21 protein-coding genes are annotated in these 15,031 nt (G+C 68.0%); 11 read left to right on the top strand and 10 right to left on the bottom strand.

Annotated features, from left to right (window positions below):
* Window positions 1-44: 44 nt before the first annotated feature.
* Entirely contained in the window at window positions 45-716 is a 672-nt protein-coding gene (locus tag J7E45_RS05945; protein ID WP_021198064.1) for a TrkA family potassium uptake protein, read from the bottom strand.
* Complete coding sequence (locus J7E45_RS05940; RefSeq protein WP_215067837.1) at window positions 709-2,139, bottom strand: TrkH family potassium uptake protein; 1,431 nt, start codon at window positions 2,137-2,139, stop codon at window positions 709-711. The genes J7E45_RS05945 and J7E45_RS05940 overlap by 8 nt, the downstream gene beginning before the upstream one ends.
* Window positions 2,140-2,245: 106 nt before the next feature.
* Between J7E45_RS05940 and J7E45_RS05935 the strand changes: the two genes are divergently transcribed.
* On the top strand, window positions 2,246-2,653 hold the full coding sequence (locus J7E45_RS05935) for a helix-turn-helix transcriptional regulator (protein ID WP_215067835.1): 408 nt from the start codon (window positions 2,246-2,248) through the stop codon (window positions 2,651-2,653).
* Window positions 2,654-2,668: 15 nt separating this feature from the next.
* Here J7E45_RS05935 and J7E45_RS05930 read toward each other — a convergent pair whose 3' ends face one another.
* Together J7E45_RS05930 and J7E45_RS05925 are read right to left on the bottom strand one after the other, a co-directional pair.
* The gene (locus J7E45_RS05930) at window positions 2,669-3,496 is read right to left on the bottom strand and encodes an ABC transporter permease (RefSeq protein WP_215067833.1); all 828 of its coding nucleotides are present in this window, start codon (window positions 3,494-3,496) and stop codon (window positions 2,669-2,671) included.
* Entirely contained in the window at window positions 3,493-4,386 is an 894-nt protein-coding gene (locus tag J7E45_RS05925) for an ATP-binding cassette domain-containing protein (protein WP_215067831.1), read from the bottom strand. The genes J7E45_RS05930 and J7E45_RS05925 overlap by 4 nt, the downstream gene beginning before the upstream one ends.
* Window positions 4,387-4,488: 102 nt before the next feature.
* Here J7E45_RS05925 and J7E45_RS05920 point away from each other — a divergent pair, with 102 nt between their 5' ends.
* The 10 genes from J7E45_RS05920 to J7E45_RS05875 all read left to right on the top strand — a co-directional run bounded on the left by J7E45_RS05920 (window position 4,489) and on the right by J7E45_RS05875 (window position 9,993).
* A complete protein-coding gene (locus tag J7E45_RS05920) occupies window positions 4,489-5,421 on the top strand; it encodes a TetR/AcrR family transcriptional regulator (protein WP_215067829.1) in 933 nt (310 codons plus the stop codon).
* A gap of 116 nt (window positions 5,422-5,537) precedes the next feature.
* On the top strand, window positions 5,538-5,729 hold the full coding sequence (locus J7E45_RS05915; RefSeq protein ID WP_017204627.1) for a helix-turn-helix domain-containing protein: 192 nt from the start codon (window positions 5,538-5,540) through the stop codon (window positions 5,727-5,729).
* Between the two features lie 18 nt (window positions 5,730-5,747).
* Window positions 5,748-6,233: a hypothetical protein gene (locus J7E45_RS05910; protein ID WP_215067827.1), complete on the top strand. Its 486-nt coding sequence runs from the start codon at window positions 5,748-5,750 to the stop codon at window positions 6,231-6,233.
* A gap of 112 nt (window positions 6,234-6,345) precedes the next feature.
* Window positions 6,346-6,444: a 30S ribosomal protein bS22 gene (locus J7E45_RS05905; RefSeq protein ID WP_003792170.1), complete on the top strand. Its 99-nt coding sequence runs from the start codon at window positions 6,346-6,348 to the stop codon at window positions 6,442-6,444.
* Between the two features lie 78 nt (window positions 6,445-6,522).
* Window positions 6,523-6,825, top strand: a complete 303-nt coding sequence (locus J7E45_RS05900) for a rhodanese-like domain-containing protein (RefSeq protein ID WP_091035398.1) — start codon at window positions 6,523-6,525, stop codon at window positions 6,823-6,825.
* Complete coding sequence (locus J7E45_RS05895; protein WP_091035396.1) at window positions 6,822-7,118, top strand: glutaredoxin family protein; 297 nt, start codon at window positions 6,822-6,824, stop codon at window positions 7,116-7,118. The genes J7E45_RS05900 and J7E45_RS05895 overlap by 4 nt, the downstream gene beginning before the upstream one ends.
* The gene (locus J7E45_RS05890) at window positions 7,115-7,417 is read left to right on the top strand and encodes a Dabb family protein (RefSeq protein ID WP_091035392.1); all 303 of its coding nucleotides are present in this window, start codon (window positions 7,115-7,117) and stop codon (window positions 7,415-7,417) included. Before J7E45_RS05895 ends, J7E45_RS05890 begins: the two co-directional genes overlap by 4 nt.
* A 173-nt stretch (window positions 7,418-7,590) precedes the next feature.
* The gene (locus tag J7E45_RS05885; protein WP_167634256.1) at window positions 7,591-8,409 is read left to right on the top strand and encodes a basic amino acid ABC transporter substrate-binding protein; all 819 of its coding nucleotides are present in this window, start codon (window positions 7,591-7,593) and stop codon (window positions 8,407-8,409) included.
* Window positions 8,410-8,443: 34 nt separating this feature from the next.
* Window positions 8,444-9,241, top strand: coding sequence for an amino acid ABC transporter permease (locus J7E45_RS05880; protein WP_029263860.1), 798 nt, complete (start codon window positions 8,444-8,446; stop codon window positions 9,239-9,241).
* Window positions 9,238-9,993 carry an amino acid ABC transporter ATP-binding protein gene (locus tag J7E45_RS05875; protein WP_029263861.1) on the top strand — a complete coding sequence of 252 codons (756 nt, stop codon included), beginning with the start codon at window positions 9,238-9,240 and terminating at the stop codon, window positions 9,991-9,993. Before J7E45_RS05880 ends, J7E45_RS05875 begins: the two co-directional genes overlap by 4 nt.
* A gap of 101 nt (window positions 9,994-10,094) precedes the next feature.
* On the opposite strand, the gene J7E45_RS05870 is transcribed toward J7E45_RS05875, so the two are convergent.
* From J7E45_RS05870 to J7E45_RS05845, 6 genes are all read right to left on the bottom strand, one after another.
* Window positions 10,095-10,274 (bottom strand): YegP family protein, encoded by a 180-nt coding sequence (locus tag J7E45_RS05870; protein WP_167634258.1) that lies wholly within the window; start codon window positions 10,272-10,274, stop codon window positions 10,095-10,097.
* An 85-nt stretch (window positions 10,275-10,359) separates the two neighbouring features.
* Complete coding sequence (locus tag J7E45_RS05865; protein WP_167634260.1) at window positions 10,360-11,451, bottom strand: ABC transporter ATP-binding protein; 1,092 nt, start codon at window positions 11,449-11,451, stop codon at window positions 10,360-10,362.
* Entirely contained in the window at window positions 11,448-12,239 is a 792-nt protein-coding gene (locus J7E45_RS05860) for an ABC transporter permease (protein ID WP_215067825.1), read from the bottom strand. Before J7E45_RS05860 ends, J7E45_RS05865 begins: the two co-directional genes overlap by 4 nt.
* Window positions 12,236-13,174, bottom strand: a complete 939-nt coding sequence (locus tag J7E45_RS05855; protein ID WP_215067823.1) for an ABC transporter permease subunit — start codon at window positions 13,172-13,174, stop codon at window positions 12,236-12,238. Before J7E45_RS05855 ends, J7E45_RS05860 begins: the two co-directional genes overlap by 4 nt.
* The gene (locus tag J7E45_RS05850) at window positions 13,171-14,310 is read right to left on the bottom strand and encodes an ABC transporter substrate-binding protein (RefSeq protein ID WP_215067821.1); all 1,140 of its coding nucleotides are present in this window, start codon (window positions 14,308-14,310) and stop codon (window positions 13,171-13,173) included. The genes J7E45_RS05855 and J7E45_RS05850 overlap by 4 nt, the downstream gene beginning before the upstream one ends.
* A gap of 132 nt (window positions 14,311-14,442) precedes the next feature.
* On the bottom strand, window positions 14,443-14,958 hold the full coding sequence (locus J7E45_RS05845) for a GNAT family N-acetyltransferase (protein ID WP_215067820.1): 516 nt from the start codon (window positions 14,956-14,958) through the stop codon (window positions 14,443-14,445).
* Window positions 14,959-15,031: the final 73 nt, after the last annotated feature.

The following is a 15,031-nucleotide window of genomic DNA, read 5'->3' as shown; positions in this document are numbered from 1 at the left end:
GCATCCGCCGCGAGGGGGAGTCGAGGGATCGGACGTCTCCGAGGTCAGCGGTCGAGGCCGGCGAAGCGCTCGATGTCGCTGTTGGTCCCCGAGACGATGATGAGGTCGTGGTTCGTGACGATGGTGTTCGCCTCGGCATAGCGGAACGGCTTGCCTGGGCTCTTCACGCCGACGACCGTGACCTTGTACTTCGAGCGCACGCCCGACTCGTTCAGACCGACGCCGCGGATGAACTTCGGCGGGTACATCTTGGCGAGGACGAAGTCGTCGTCGAAGCGGATGAAGTCGAGCATCCGCCCGCTCACGAGGTGCGCGACGCGCTCACCGGCCTCGCGCTCCGGGTAGATGACGTGGTTCGCGCCGACACGGGCAAGGATCTTGCCGTGGGACTGCGAGACGGCCTTGGCCCAGATCTGCGGCACCTTCAGGTCGACGAGGTTCGCGGTGATCAGCACGGACGCCTCGATCGAGGAGCCGACCGCGACGACGGCGACCTGGAAGTCCTGGGCGCCGATCTGACGGAGGGCGTCGATGTTCTTCGCGTCGGCCTGCACCGTGTGGGTGACCCGGTCGGACCACTTCTGCACGAGCTCGAGGTTGTCGTCGATCGCGAGCACCTCGCGGTCGAGGCGGTCGAGCTCTCCCGCGCAGGCAGCGCCGAACCGACCGAGACCGATGACGAGGACGGGAGCGTCGCCCCGGAGGACTTCAACCAACGATCGGCCTTTCCACGGGCAGTGAGTAGTACTGCGTTCGCGATGTCGCGGCAACCGCCGCGGCGAGTGTCACTGTACCAACGCGCCCCATGAAGATGGTCGCGGCCATGACGTAGGAAGCCGAATCGGGGAGCTCTGCCGTGAGGCCCGTGGACAGACCGACCGTGCCGAACGCCGAGATGACGTCGAACAGCACATGACTGATGTCGTCTTTGGTGATCTGGGCGATGGTGATGGTCGACAGCGCCACGATCGTGGCGCCCCACGCGACGACGCTGAGCGCCACGCGCTGCACGTCGCTGGGGATGCGGCGGCCGAAGGCCTCGACCGACTGGCGGCCCTTGGCCTCGGACCAGACGGCGATCGCGAGCACGGCCAGAGTGGTGACCTTGATGCCGCCGGCGGTCGAGGCGGAGCCGCCACCGACGAACATCAGCATGCTGGCGGCGAGCAGGGACGAGCCGTTCAGATCGTCCATCTCGATCACGTTGAAGCCGCCGGATCTGGTCATGGCGGAGAGGAAGAAGGCTTGGAACGTGGTGTCCGCCGCATCCATCGACCCGAACGTCTTCGGGTTGTTGAACTCGAGCACGACGAAGACGACGGCGCCCAGGATGAACAGCAGCACGGTCGTGACGAGTGTCAGCTTGGTGTGCAGCGACCACCGCTTCACGTGCCAGACGTGCTTGGCGAGGGTGTAGATCACGGGGAAGCCGATGCTGCCGAGGAACACGCCCACCATGAGGAGGAACAGCACGAGGTAGTCGTCCGCGAACACCGCGACGCCGCCGTCGTTCGGCGCGAACCCGGTGTTCGTGAACGCCATGGCCGCGAAGTAGGGCGCCTCCCACAGTGCGGCGATGGGGTCGACCTTCGCCATCACCAGCGCCGGGTACAGCAGGGCCGCCAACGACGCCTCGATGATGAGGGCCGACACGGCGACCGTGGTCAGCAGCTGGCCGACCTCGCCGAGTCGCACGGTCTGGCTCTCGTTCACCACTCCGCCATGCGCGCGCAGGGGGTTGGTGTCGCCCGCTGCCAGCAGCTTGGCCCGCAGGCCGAGACGCTTGGAGATCAGCATCCCCATGAGAGACGCGAGCGTGAGGACGCCGAGGGCGCCGATGTTCACGCCGAGGAAGATCAGGACGTGGCCGAAGGGGGACCAGTGGTTGGCCATGTCGACGGTGGCGAGGCCGGTGACGCAGATCGTCGACACGGCGGTGAAGAGCGCATCGCTCAGCGGTGTGACCGTGCCGCTCGCGGACGCGATCGGCAGCGACAGCAGCACCGTGAACACGAGGATCAGGAGCGCGAACACGACGATCGCGAAGCGGGACGGCGACGAGGTGACGAGGTGCTTCACCCGGCCGGCGGCGCCTTTGAGGGCCTGTCGTGGGGACGACGCCGAAACGATGCCCGACATCGCTGCCCCCTCGTGATTCTCTCTCGCCCGCGCGCCGCGGACACGCGGCGCCAGTCGCCGAGCCTTCGTCATGGTACTCCGTGCCGGAGCCGACTACCCTGATCACATGACGGACATCTTCGACGTGATCGCAGACGGTACGAGGCGCGACATCCTCCAGCTCCTGCTGCGACGCACGGACGAAGGAGAGACGGGCACCAGCGTCAGCCAGATCGTCGCCGATCTCGGCATCAGCCAGCCCACCGTGTCGAAGCATCTGAAGGTGCTGCGCGACGCCGAGCTGGTCTCGGTGCGCGAAGACGGACAGCGTCGTTTCTACAGTCTCGCCGTCGAACCGCTCGAGGTCGTCGACGACTGGCTGGTGCCCTTCCTCGTCGATGCGTACGGCGACGAGGCCCCCGACATCGACTACCCCGTGCACGACAGCGCCGCGCACGCCGCCGAGGTCGTCGGTCGTGCCGCGGCCTCCGCGAAGCATGCCGTCGCCAACGCGCTCAAGCGCCTCGGCGCCTGAGCCGTCCAGGCATCCTCAGCGACGTCCCGCCTTGCGGCGGAAGAGCCACGCGCCCCACGTCACCGCGACCAGCAGGATGACCAGGCACCAGCCGATCGCCCACCATGCCTCGCCCTGTAGGGGCGTATCCATCAGGAGGGCGCGGATCGTCTCGACGATGGGCGTGATCGGCTGATTGGCCGCGATCGGCTGCAGCCACTCCGGCATGCTCGCGACGGGCACGAATGCGCTGGAGAGATACGGCAGGAACAGGAGGACGAATCCGTAGCCGTTCGCGCCCTCGGGGCTTCCCGCGGCGAGACCGATGGCCGCGAACAGGTAGGTGATCGCGAGGATGTAGAGGGTGATGAGGCCCGCGAACGCGATCCATTCCCCGAGGCTCGCGGTGGGTCGGAACCCGACCAGCACGCCGACGCCGATCACGATCGCGGTGGCGATCAGGTTCCGCAGCACACTGGCGACGACGTGCCCGGTGAGCACGGCGCCCGCACGCAGCGGCATGGTGCGGATCCGATCGATGATGCCGGTGCGCATGTCGTTCGCGACATACACGGCGGTGGACGATGCCCCGAAGCCGGCGCACGTCAGGATGATGCCCGGCACGACGTAGTCGACGTAGGCGCCCGACGGGTCGATGGCGCCGCCGAAGACCCAGGTGAACATGAGCATGAGCATCACCGGCAGCATGATCGCCATCAGCAGCGATTCACCGTCGCGGACGGAGTGCCGCAGGCTCCGTCCGACGAAGACGGCCTCGGCGGTGAATCCGCGCAGCCTCGGTCGGGGAGTGGGCGCGGAGTGGGCGGATGCCGTCGCTCGAGGCGCAGCCAGGGTGGCGTTCATACGTTCTCCTTCACGGGGCCAGGGGTGGAGGCGGGCGAGGTGACGGCGAGGAACACGTCGTCGAGGGTGGGGCGTCGCAGCGTGACGACGCCGTCGGCGCCCTCCTCGTCGAGCAGGTCGAGCGCTCGCCGCAGGTCGGCGACCGTGCCATCGGTGGGGATCTGGCGGGTGAGTGCGCCACCGTCGTCATGGAGCTCGACGGTGTCTCCGCCGATGCGCGCCTTCAGCTCCGCGGGTGTGCCGAGCGCGGCGATGCGGCCGTCGTGCAGCACGGCGATCCGGTCGGCGAGCTGGTCGGCCTCCTCCAGGTACTGCGTCGTGAGGAACACCGTGGTGCCCGACGCCGCGAGCATCCGGATGATGTCCCACAGATCGCGGCGGCTCCGCGTGTCGAGACCGGTCGTCGGTTCGTCGAGGAACAGCACCTCCGGCGTCACGACGAAGCTCAGGGCCAGGTCGAGTCGGCGGCGCATCCCCCCGGAGAATGTGCGCACGGTGCGGGTGGCGGCATCGGTCAGGTCGAACTGGGCGATCAGGTCGGTGGCGCGACGCTTGGCGGCGGCGCGGCCGAGGCCGGCGAGCCGGGCGAACATGACCACGTTCTCCGTCGCCGTCAGTGCGTCGTCGACGGCCGCTGCCTGACCGGTGAGGCTGATGCGGCGCTGCACGTCGACCGCGTGCGTGCGCACGTCCCATCCGGCGACGGTCGCCACACCGGTGTCCGCGGTGGTGAGCGTGGTGAGGATGTTGATCGTCGTCGTCTTGCCGGCCCCGTTGGGTCCGAGCAGGGCGAAGACCTCGCCGCGTCCGACGGCGAAGTCCAAGCCGTCGACGACGGTCTTCTGGGCGAAGGCCTTGTGCAGGCCTCGCACCTCGATGGCTGTGTCCATCAGGCGATTCCTTTCTGCGTATGACAAAACTGTGTACGAGCAACGCAACTGTGTATGACGGTAACACACTGTTTATTAAATAAACAGAAGTAGGATGAGGCCATGACTGAGACCGAACCGCCGGAGCTGCCGCGGGGGATCGCGCTCGCCTGGGGCGTCGCCGCCAATCCGCAGCGCGGACCCAAGCGGGAGATGAGCGTCGAGAAGATCGTCGACGCCGCCGTCGAGCTGGCCGATGCCGAGGGGATCGGCGCCGTGTCGATGGCGGCGGTGGCGGCGAAGCTCGGCTTCACGCCGATGTCCCTCTATCGCTACGTGACGGCCAAGGATGACCTGCTGCTGCTGATGCAGGAGGAGGCGACAGGGCTTCCGCCCGAGAGCCACCTCGAGGTGGACGGATGGCGCGGGCGGCTGCTGGCGCTCTACGAGGCGCAGATCATGCTCTACTTGCGCCACCCCTGGATGCTCTCGCTGCCGATCACCGGATCGCCGATCACCCCGAACAGCTCCGCCTGGCTCGATGCAGGACTCGCCGCTCTCGAAGAGACCCCGCTGACCGCCGAGGAGCGGCTGGCCGTCGCGCTCGCCATGACGGGGCATGCCCGCTGGTGCGGAATCGTGCAGGCCGGCTACACGGAACAGGCCCGCGGCAGCGGGCTCACGCCTGACGAGGTCTCCGCGCGCGAGGCCGCACTCTTCGATCGGGTGATCACTGCCGAGGAGTTCCCGGCTCTGCGACGCGCGATCCAGGATGATGTGTTCCTCTCCGTCGCCGATCCGTTCCGCTTCGGGGTCGAGCGGACGCTCGACGGCGTGGCCGCCTACATCGCCGGACTCGACCGTGGCGAGACGCGGTCCGCGGCAACCGAGTGGGTCGACCTCGAGCCCGCCGAGCTCGCGGGAGACCGCCGCCTGAAAGAAGCACAGAGGGCGGTGCGCGACGCGGAGAAGGCTCTGCGCGCGGCTCACAAGGTCGAGCGACAGGCGCTTCGCGAGGCGCGGGAACGACTGGCCAAGGTGAAGAAGCCGGCCTGACCCCGCTCGCGGCGTGGCCCGTGTGCGCTTCGTCCCGCTGATCACACGGGCCACATGGGTTTACATGCGTCCCAGCTACCCCATAGAGTGTGCACATCGAGAAAGGGGTACGTGGGATGCCCGAGGTTCCAGATGTCCGATTCCTCACGGTGGCTGAGGTCGCCGAGCTGATGCGCGTGTCCAAGATGACCGTGTACCGGCTGGTCCACGCCGGGGAGCTGCCGGCCGTTCGCTTCGGCCGCAGCTATCGCGTGCCCGAGTCCGCCGTGGCCGACGCGCTGCAGCGGCCCATCGCCGACGTCGGTTGAATCCGCGGAGAAGACACCGTGGACGTCAGCACGTTCTACGCTCTCTTCTCCACCACGTGCTTCACGCTCACCGGGCTCTGGTGGAACGTCGTCCGCGCTCGGCGTGACTGGACCGCGAACCCCGCGATGCGCCGGACCATCGGCGGCATCTACCTCTCCTTCCTGCTCCCCGCCCTGATGGGGCTGTTCGCCCAGGTCGGCGGCACCGAGACCCCGATCCTGTGGCGGCTGTCCTTCTTGGTCGTCGCGATCGTGGGGGGCGCCTCCATGGTTCGTCTGGTCGCACAGGCCAGGGGAGACGGGACCCCGGCGTCGGTGCGTTGGATTCAGGCCGGCACCGTGGTCGTCTATGCGGCGGTCGCCGTGATCGGGGTGGCTCCCCAGATCGTCGCTCCGCTCGGGCTCACCGGCATCCAGGTTGAGGCTCTCCTGCTGATCGCGCTCGTGGCCCTCGGGCATGCCCTCGTGTGGCGGTTCCTGGTGACGGAGGACGTTCCGGAGTGAAGGCGCACAGCTCAGGCCGTCGGGTTTGCTAGACTGACCCGAGGCATTTTCCGTGCCCGTACCCGGGTGTCCGATTTCGGCGACACCCAGCCACTGACTTAGTGAGGTTTCCGTGGGTTCTGTCATCAAGAAGCGCCGCAAGCGCATGGCGAAGAAGAAGCACCGCAAGCTGCTTCGTAAGACTCGCCACCAGCGTCGCAACAAGAAGTAAGCGACCAGACACGAGCGCCTGTCTTCGGACGGGCGCTTTGTGTCTCTGCCCGCAGTTCCGTACCGCCGAGAGGATGTCATGAAGTCGATCACCGTCACCGAACTCGCCGAGCGGTCGGGTGTTCCGCTCATCGACGTGCGGGAGGTGGACGAGTTCGCTGCAGGCCATGTGCCCGGTGCCGTCAACATCCCCATGTCCGAGATCGGCAACCGGCTCGAGGAGCTGCCGGCGGAGTCGTTCGACGTCATCTGCCAGGCCGGCGGTCGCTCCGCCCGCGTCGTCGAGGCGCTGGAGTCCCGCGGCTTCGATGCCACCAACGTCGAGGGCGGCACGGGGGAGTGGATCTCCCAGGGGCGCGCTGTCGAGGTGCCTTCGGCGTGACCACGCTGACCCTGATCCGCAAGCCCGACTGTCATCTCTGCGAGGTGGCCTCCGACGTGATCGACGCTGTCGTCGCCGAGCTGCCCGACGCCGCCGCGGAGCAGATCGAGATCGTCGAGGCGTCCATCCAGGACGACCCCGCACTTTATGAGCTGTGGTGGGAGAAGATCCCCGTCGTCCTGATCGACGGCGATCTGCACGCGCACTGGCGCGTATCGCCCGAACGACTGCGCGAGGCGCTGGAGGCCGCGGTCCGCGGTGCGGCGCGAACCGAGACGAAGGAATCCCTGTGACCATCCGCCATGTCGTGATGTGGAAGCTCGCGGCCGAAGATGCCGCCGTGCGTGCCGAGCAGGCGGCCGAGGTCGCTCGTCGCCTCAACGCCCTGGAGGGTGTCGTGCCGCAGCTGCTCACGATCTCCGCCGGTGCCAATGCGGCCTACCCGGAGACGAACTGGGACGTGACGCTGGTGGCCGACTTCGACTCGGTCGCCGACATCGACGCGTACCAGGTGCACCCCGCGCATGAGGAGGTCGCCGGCTACATCCGCTCGGTGGTCGCCTCGCGCGCCGCGGTCGACTTCGAGGTCTGAGACCGCGTCGCACGCGCTGCGGCACTTGATTTCACGTCGCCACTGACGTGCACTTGCAACGCAAACGTGATACGTCGACCGACTGATGTCATTGGTCACGCGACGAGCCGCATGTTTAGATGTTCTCCTACCCGTCCGTGGGCACACCCCGCCCTCGTCTTACAGGAGCCGACATGCCTCGTCGTAACCTCATCGCCGGTCTCGCCCTCGTGGCGACCGCCACTCTCGCGCTCGCCGGCTGCGCGACCGGTTCGTCCGATGCGGGAAGCAGTGACGCTCCCGCCGCGGGCGATGAGTACGGTCTGATCGAGGCCGGCACGCTCACGGTCTGCTCCGACGTTCCCTACCCGCCCTTCGAGGTCGAGGACCCGTCCAGCGACATCGAGTACTCCGGATTCGACATCGATCTCCTCGCGGCGATCGCCGAGAAGCTCGATCTCAAGGTCTCCGTGCAGGACGTGGGCTTCGACCCGCTGCAGTCGGGTGCGATCCTCGTCTCGGGTCAGTGCGACATCGGTGCGTCGGCCATGACGATCACCGAGGAGCGCAAGGCCAACATCGACTTCTCCGACCCGTACGTCGACTCGCTGCAGTCGCTGCTGGTCCGTGCCGATTCGGACATCAAGTCCATCGACGACCTCGACGGCAAGAACGTCGGCGTGCAGCAGGGCACCACCGGCGAGTCCTACGCGACCGAGAACGCCAAGGGCGCCCAGCTCGTGCAGTATCCGTCGGACGGTGAGCTGTGGCCGGCGATGCAGGCCGGGCAGATCGACGCGATCCTGCAGGACCAGCCCGTCAACTACGTGCACGAGCAGGACGACCCCGCGTACAAGATCGTCGAGACCTACCCGACCGACGAGTCGTACGGCTTCGCCTTCGCCAAGGGCGAGAAGGACGAGCTCCGTGAAGCCATCAACAAGGCGCTCAAGGAGCTCCAGGACGACGGCGGATACCAGGAGATCTACGACGAGTACCTCGCGGCCAAGTGACCGGCGGCGTCGGTAGAGCGGGAGGACCTCGACGATGGCGTTGAGGCGTACCACCAAGGGCAAGCTATATCGGTATTCGGTCTATGCGGTGCTGATCGCGATCGCCGTCTGGGCGATCGTGACCACCGACTGGGCGAAGATCGGACCGCTGTTCTTCAACCCCGAGATCGCGGCGAAGATGTTCCCCGGGATCATCACGACCGCACTCGTGAACACCCTGTGGTTCACGGCCGTGGCGTTCGTCGGCGGCCTGCTGCTCGGTGTGCTGCTGGCCCTGATGAAGCTGTCGGTCATCGCGCCGTTCCGCTGGATCGCGACGTGCTGGATCGAGCTGTTCCGGGGGCTCCCCGCGATCCTCACGATCTTCGCCATCGCCTTCATCCTGCCGATCGCCGTGGGCGTTCCCGGGACGAAGCTCGGCGGACCGGTTGTGCTCGGACTCATCGGTCTCATCCTCGTCGCCTCGGCGTACATGGCCGAGACGATCCGCGCCGGCATCCAGGCGGTCCCGAAGGGGCAGACGGAGGCCGCGCGGTCGCTGGGTATGTCGCCCATGAAGACGACCTTCTGGATCGTCGTGCCGCAGGGGTTCCGGATCATCATCCCGCCGCTCACCAACGAGTTCGTGCTGCTGCTGAAGGACACGTCCCTGCTGTTCATCGCCGGGTCCTTCATCTGGTCGAAAGAGCTCACGAACTTCGCGCGTGACGCGAGCACCCAGAACGCGAACGGAACGCCGTTGATCATGGCGGCGATCCTGTACCTGATCGTGACGATCCCGCTCACGCGCTTCAGCGCGTGGCTGGAACGTCGGATGGCGAGGCAGCGATGATCACCGAACTGATCGATGTGCATGCCCCGGCGATCGACGTGCAGGGGCTGGTGAAGTCGTTCGGCGACAACGAGGTGCTCAAGGGCATCGACCTCACCGTCACCAGGGGCGAGGTCGTCTGCGTGATCGGGCCATCGGGCTCCGGCAAGTCGACGCTGCTGCGGTCGGTGAACCTGCTCGAGGAGCCGACCGCCGGCAAGGTGCTGATCGAGGGGATCGACATAACCGATCCCGACGTCGACATCGACGGTGTGCGCACGCGCATCGGCATGGTGTTCCAGAGCTTCAATCTCTTCCCGCACCTCGATGTGCTCGGCAACCTCACGGTCGCCCAGCAGCGGGTGAAGAAGCGCTCGAAGAAGGAAGCCGAGCTGATCGCGCGCGCCATGCTCGAGCGCGTGGGACTGTCCGAGAAGTCGGATGCCTACCCCGGACACCTGTCCGGCGGGCAGCAGCAGCGCGTCGCGATCGCGCGTGCGCTGTGCATGAACCCGGACATGATGCTGTTCGACGAGCCGACCTCGGCACTCGACCCCGAGCTGGTCGGCGAGGTGCTGCAGGTCATGCGCTCGCTGGCCGACGAGGGGATGACGATGCTCGTCGTCACGCACGAGATGGGCTTCGCGCGGGAGGTCGGCTCGCGCCTGATCTTCATGGACGGCGGACACATCGTCGAAGAAGGAGACCCGCGCGAGGTGCTCGCGAACCCGCAGCATCCGCGCACGAAGGACTTCCTGGCGCGCGTGCTCTGAGGTTGCGGCGGCACGGTCTGCCGAGACCCCGCCTTCACGACGAGACCCCCTGGTGCAGACGTCTGCACCAGGGGGTCTCGTCGTGAAGTGGGGGTGTCGAGCTAGTCGACCTCGACGACCTCGGCGTCGGCGGCGTTGCGGCGGACGGCGTCGATGCCGTTCAGCGCGGCGGACTTCGACGAGTAGCCCTCACCCGTCGCGATGACCTCGCCGTTGCCGGCCTTCAGACGGAACCGGTACTCACCGGACTTGTCGGTGTACAGCTCGAACGTGCCTGCCATGAGGCGTCCTTTCTCTTTCGGATGGAGGGAACCCGCCCTCGCGGCTCACGCTATCGGTCCCGGTATATCGGTGGGAAGAGCGGCCTCACCCGCGTGGGTGCACCGCGACCGGCTCCGGCGCGACGGCGATGCGCACCCGGTCGCCGAACGAGGGATGGATGCCGGGGGCATGCTGCACCCGGACGAGCTCGCCCGACTCGGTGCGGACGAGGGTGCGGCGCATGCTGCCGAGGAAGGTGCTCTCCTCGACCAGGGCATCGGTGGCGGCATCCGCCTCCGACGCGAAGTAGACGTTCTCGGGTCGGAGGTACACATCGACCGGACCGTCGGCCGGTGACTGCAGGGGGAGGTGCTGCCCCCAGACCAGCACGTGATCGCCCTCGGCAACACCCGACACGACGCTGGAGAGCCCCACGAAGGCCGCGACCCCCGCCGTCGAAGGGGTCGTGTACAACTGCTCGGGGGAGCCGATCTGCTCGATCCGCCCCGCGTTCATCACGGCGATCCGGTCGGAGACGGCCAGCGCCTCCTCCTGGTCGTGCGTGACGAAGACCGTCGTGATGCCGAGGCGCAGCTGGATGCGGCGGATCTCATCGCGCAGCTGCACGCGCACCTTGGCGTCCAGTGCCGACAGCGGCTCGTCGAGCAGAAGCACCTTGGGCTCGGTGACGAGAGCCCGCGCGAGCGCGACCCGCTGCTGCTGCCCGCCGGAGAGCTGGTGCGGAAAGCGGTCGGCGAAGTCCGCCAGGCCGACCAGCGCGAGGGCATCGAGCGCGCGCTTCTGCGCCTCCTGCCTGCCGATGCCGCGCCGCCGCAGACCGAAAGCCGTGTTGTCGACCACCCGCAGATGGGGGAACAGCGAGTACGACTGGAAGACCATGCCGATGTCGCGCCTGTTCGTCGGCACGCGCGACACGTCGCCGCCCCCGAGCAGCACCGCACCCTCGTCGGCGCCCTCGAGCCCGGCGAGCACGCGGAGCAGCGTGGTCTTGCCGCATCCCGAGGGGCCGAGCAGCGAGACGAACTCCCCGGGTGCGATGTCGAGGTCCACCCCGTGCAACACGCGTGTGCCCGCATAGCTCTTCACGATGCCCTGCAGCTCGACGCGGGTGCCCTCGCCGGCCCTCGCCAGCAGCAGGTTGTCCTTGGTGCGCGGCAGCGCCTGGTCGAGGGTCATGAGCGGGCCTTTCGGGTGCCGCGCGCGACGCGGCCGATGAGGAGGAGCAGGAAGAAGACGAACGCCAGCGCCAGCAGGGTGAAGATCGCCGGCGCGAAAGGATCCTGCTTCTGCACGACGACCATGGCGGTCTGGAACACCGGGCGGTTCAGGAGCGAGGCGATCGTGAACTCGCCCAGCACGACCGCGATCGAGATCAGCGATGCCGCCAGGAGTCCCTGCCGGAGGTTCGGCGCCAGCACCTTCAGGATCACGGTCGGCCAGCTCGCGCCCAGAGAGCGCGCCGCCTCCGAGAGGGTGCGCAGGTCGGCCGCATCGATCGAGGCCTGGATCGATCGGGAAGCATACGGGAGCACGGGGATGCCGTACGCGAAAGCGAGGGTCCAGGTGCCCGTGCCCAGCGTGCGTCCGATCTGCAGATAGAGGGGCGCGAGCCCGACGACGAGCACGATCGCGGGGATCGAGATGGGCAGCAGTGCCGCGAACTCGAAAGCGGGCTTGAGCTTCGGGAAGCGCAGGTTGACCAGGATCATGGTCGGCGCCAGCACGAGCAGCACGATCGCGACCGTGACGACGGCGAGGATGAGCGAGTTGCCCAGGCCCGTCCAGATCGGCTTGATGGCGGCGGAGGCGGCCGGATCGAAGAGGGCGGCCCAGTGCTCGAGAGTCGGTCCCTCCTTTCCGCGGAGCGTGAACAGGAAGGTCGAGGCGAGGGGGATGACGAAGAATGCACCGACGAGGATGCCGATGACCCAGCGGGTCGCGCGGGAGGGGCCGAGGCGATTCACGACTGCCACCGTGCCGCGCGGCGCTGGATGAGCGAGTACAGGGACATCACGACCGCCACCACGAGGATCATGCCGAGTGCGAGGGCTCCGGCGAGATTCTCCCGCCCGAGCAGCGTCTCGCTCGTGAGGGCGGTGCGGATCTGCAGCGGCACGATCTGCGAACCCTGGCTGGCGAGAGCGGCGGCCGTCGCATAAGAGGAGAAGGCGTTGGCGAACAGCAGCAGCAGGCTGGCGAGGAACGAGGGGGCGAGCACGGGGAGGCCGATGCGCAGCCAGAAGCTGGAGCGGCTGCCGCCGAGCGTGAGGTTGGCCTCGGCCCACTGCGGCTTGAGCGCGGCGAGGGCGGGCATGAAGGTGATGACCATGAGCGGGATCTGGAAGTAGATGTAGGGCAGGATCAGCCCGGGCAGCTCGTACAACCAGGCGCCGTTCGCGAAGATGTCGATGCCGAACGCGTCCTGGAGGAACAGGGTGACGACGCCCTGGATGCCGATCGTGGCGATGAAGGCGAACGCCAGCATGACCCCGCCGAACTGCGCGAGCACGCCGGCCGCAGCATCCACCGACTGGCGCATCGCCCCGTCGGGATTCATGCCGAGGAGGGCGTAGCAGACGAGCGCGCCGACGACCGCGCCGACGACGGCAGTGAGCAGGGAGAGCCAGGCGGAGTTCGCGAAGGTGTTCAGCACGACCGGGTCGGCGAGGGCCGCGACGTTGGTCCAGGTGAAGGCGCCGTCGTCGTCGAAGAAGCCCGACCCGATCGCGAGGACCGTCGGCACGGCGAGGAAGAGCACCACGTAGGCCGCGAACGGGACGAGCCCGAGCCAGGCCGGGGACGGGCCGGACTGCCGGGCCTTCGCGTGTGGCGAAGACCCGGCGGGGGTGGCGGGGGCGGATGCCGCAGCATCCACCCCCGGTAGGGAGAGGGTCGTCACTGGACGGCCGCGGCCCACTTCTCGCCGAGCAGCGTGCCGGCGTTCGTCGACTGCTCCTCGGTCGGGACGACGGTCTCGTCCGGAGCGTCGGGGAGTGCCGCCGCGAGGTCGGCATCGATGGTTCCGGCCTCGGTCATGGCCTCCATGCGCACGGGGCGCGCTCCACCCTTCAGCCACAGGTTCTGCACCTCGTCGCTGTAGAGGAACTCCTGCCACAGGCGTGCCGCCGCCGGGTTCGGGGCGTCGACGTTGATGGCCTGGTTGTAGTAGCCGGCGTAGCCGGTGCCGTCGAGCACGACGACCTTCCAGTCGTCGTTGTCGGCCGTGTGCGAGGCGTTCAGGTAGTCCCAGTCGAAGACGACCGGGGTCTCGCCGCTCGCGATGGTCGCCGTCGTGACATCGACCTTGAGCAGGTTGCCGGCCTTCTGCATCTCCGAGAAGAAGTCGATGCCGGGCTGGAAGTCGTCGAGCGTTCCGTCGGACTGCACGGCCGCGAGGCCCACGGCGGCGAACGCGGCGCCGGCCTGGGTCGGGTCACCGTTGATCGCGACGGAGCCCTTGTAGTCGGCCGACAGCAGGTCGGCGAGCTCGGAGGGCGCATCGAACTTCGACGAGTCGTAGCCGATCGACATGTATCCGCCGTAGTCGCCGACGAAGAGGCCGGTCGGCTCCTTGAGCTCGTCGGGGATCTCGTCCCACGTCTGCACCTTGTAGGGAGCGAACGTGTCGGTGCTCTGCAGCGCGACGGTCAGACCGAGGTCGAACACATCGGGCGCGGTGTCGAGGCCCTTGTTGGTCTCGGCGGCCTGGATCTCTTCGGCGCTGGAGACGTCGGGCGAGGCTTCGTTGATCGTGATCTCGGGGTACTTCTCGGCGAACAGGTCGAGGATCTCGCCGTAGTTCGCCCAGTCGCGGGGAAGGGCGATGACGTTGAGCGAACCCTCCTCCTTGGCAGCGGCCTCGAGATCGGCGAAAGTGCCGAAGTCCTCCACGGAGGTGGCCGCGGCGGCGTCGACCCCCTCGCTGCTCGAAGCCGGTGCGTCGGTGGCGGACGCGCAGGAGGTCAGCGCGAGTGCGGCCGTGGTGGCCAGGGCGATGCCGGCGCCGATGCGCGCGCGGCGGGTGAAGCGAGCCATGAGTGTCCTCTCGGTGTCCGGCGAGGGTGCGCCGGTTTCGGGTTGCGAGAGGACACTATGAGGCGCAGGTTGCCGACCGTCCCGGGTCGGGTGAACGGCGCGTGTCGCGGTGGTGGCGGGACGGGTGCGGGGTCAGGCCTGCGGGACGTTGTACTTGAAGCCGCGGTGCGAGCCCACGTAGCCCAGACGCTCGTAGAAGCGGTGGGCGTCGGTGCGGGCGGCATCCGAGGTGAGCTGCACCATCGACGCGCCGACAGCGGGGGCCGCCGCCTCGCCCACCCAGCGCATCACCGCGGATCCGATGCCCGACGACCGCAGACCGCTGTGCACGCGTACCGCCTCGATCAGCAGCCGCCGAGCGCCGCGGCGAGACATCCCGGGGATCGAGGTGACCTGCAGCGTGCCGACGACCGCACCGTCGAGCTCGACGACGAGCAGGTCGTTCGAGGGCTCGGCCAGGATCTCGGTGAGAGCCTGAGCGTAGACAGGGCGATCCTCGTCGGATGCCACATCGCCTCGCGCCGCGCTGATCGGGTCGTCCGCGAGCAACGCGATCACGGCATCCGCGTCATCGACCACCGCACGGCGGAGCACCGCCGTCCCGATGCGCGAGTCGAACGAATGGGGCAGCGGGAGGGCGTCGAGCATGCGACCAGTCTGCCAGCGGGCGGAGCGGATGCCGGCGCGCGGCCGACTCTCTGGAATCATGGCCGAGTGGATA

It is taken from the genome of Microbacterium sp. ISL-59 (assembly GCF_018613945.1).
GTDB lineage: Bacteria > Actinomycetota > Actinomycetes > Actinomycetales > Microbacteriaceae > Microbacterium > Microbacterium oxydans_B.
This window is presented reverse-complemented; position numbering and strand designations above follow the sequence as displayed.

What these genes read in the sequence shown, in the direction of transcription:
- J7E45_RS05915 (WP_017204627.1), top strand. Translation starts at nt 5,538, where the DNA reads ATGCCCGAGGTTCCAGATGTCCGATTCCTCACGGTGGCTGAGGTCGCC.
- J7E45_RS05885 (WP_167634256.1), top strand. Translation starts at nt 7,591, where the DNA reads ATGCCTCGTCGTAACCTCATCGCCGGTCTCGCCCTCGTGGCGACCGCC.
- J7E45_RS05845 (WP_215067820.1), bottom strand. Translation starts at nt 14,958, where the DNA reads ATGCTCGACGCCCTCCCGCTGCCCCATTCGTTCGACTCGCGCATCGGG.
- J7E45_RS05925 (WP_215067831.1), bottom strand. Translation starts at nt 4,386, where the DNA reads ATGGACACAGCCATCGAGGTGCGAGGCCTGCACAAGGCCTTCGCCCAG.
- J7E45_RS05870 (WP_167634258.1), bottom strand. Translation starts at nt 10,274, where the DNA reads ATGGCAGGCACGTTCGAGCTGTACACCGACAAGTCCGGTGAGTACCGG.
- J7E45_RS05880 (WP_029263860.1), top strand. Translation starts at nt 8,444, where the DNA reads ATGGCGTTGAGGCGTACCACCAAGGGCAAGCTATATCGGTATTCGGTC.
- J7E45_RS05900 (WP_091035398.1), top strand. Translation starts at nt 6,523, where the DNA reads ATGAAGTCGATCACCGTCACCGAACTCGCCGAGCGGTCGGGTGTTCCG.
- J7E45_RS05875 (WP_029263861.1), top strand. Translation starts at nt 9,238, where the DNA reads ATGATCACCGAACTGATCGATGTGCATGCCCCGGCGATCGACGTGCAG.
- J7E45_RS05920 (WP_215067829.1), top strand. Translation starts at nt 4,489, where the DNA reads ATGACTGAGACCGAACCGCCGGAGCTGCCGCGGGGGATCGCGCTCGCC.
- J7E45_RS05940 (WP_215067837.1), bottom strand. Translation starts at nt 2,139, where the DNA reads ATGTCGGGCATCGTTTCGGCGTCGTCCCCACGACAGGCCCTCAAAGGC.
- J7E45_RS05935 (WP_215067835.1), top strand. Translation starts at nt 2,246, where the DNA reads ATGACGGACATCTTCGACGTGATCGCAGACGGTACGAGGCGCGACATC.
- J7E45_RS05850 (WP_215067821.1), bottom strand. Translation starts at nt 14,310, where the DNA reads ATGGCTCGCTTCACCCGCCGCGCGCGCATCGGCGCCGGCATCGCCCTG.
- J7E45_RS05865 (WP_167634260.1), bottom strand. Translation starts at nt 11,451, where the DNA reads ATGACCCTCGACCAGGCGCTGCCGCGCACCAAGGACAACCTGCTGCTG.
- J7E45_RS05930 (WP_215067833.1), bottom strand. Translation starts at nt 3,496, where the DNA reads ATGAACGCCACCCTGGCTGCGCCTCGAGCGACGGCATCCGCCCACTCC.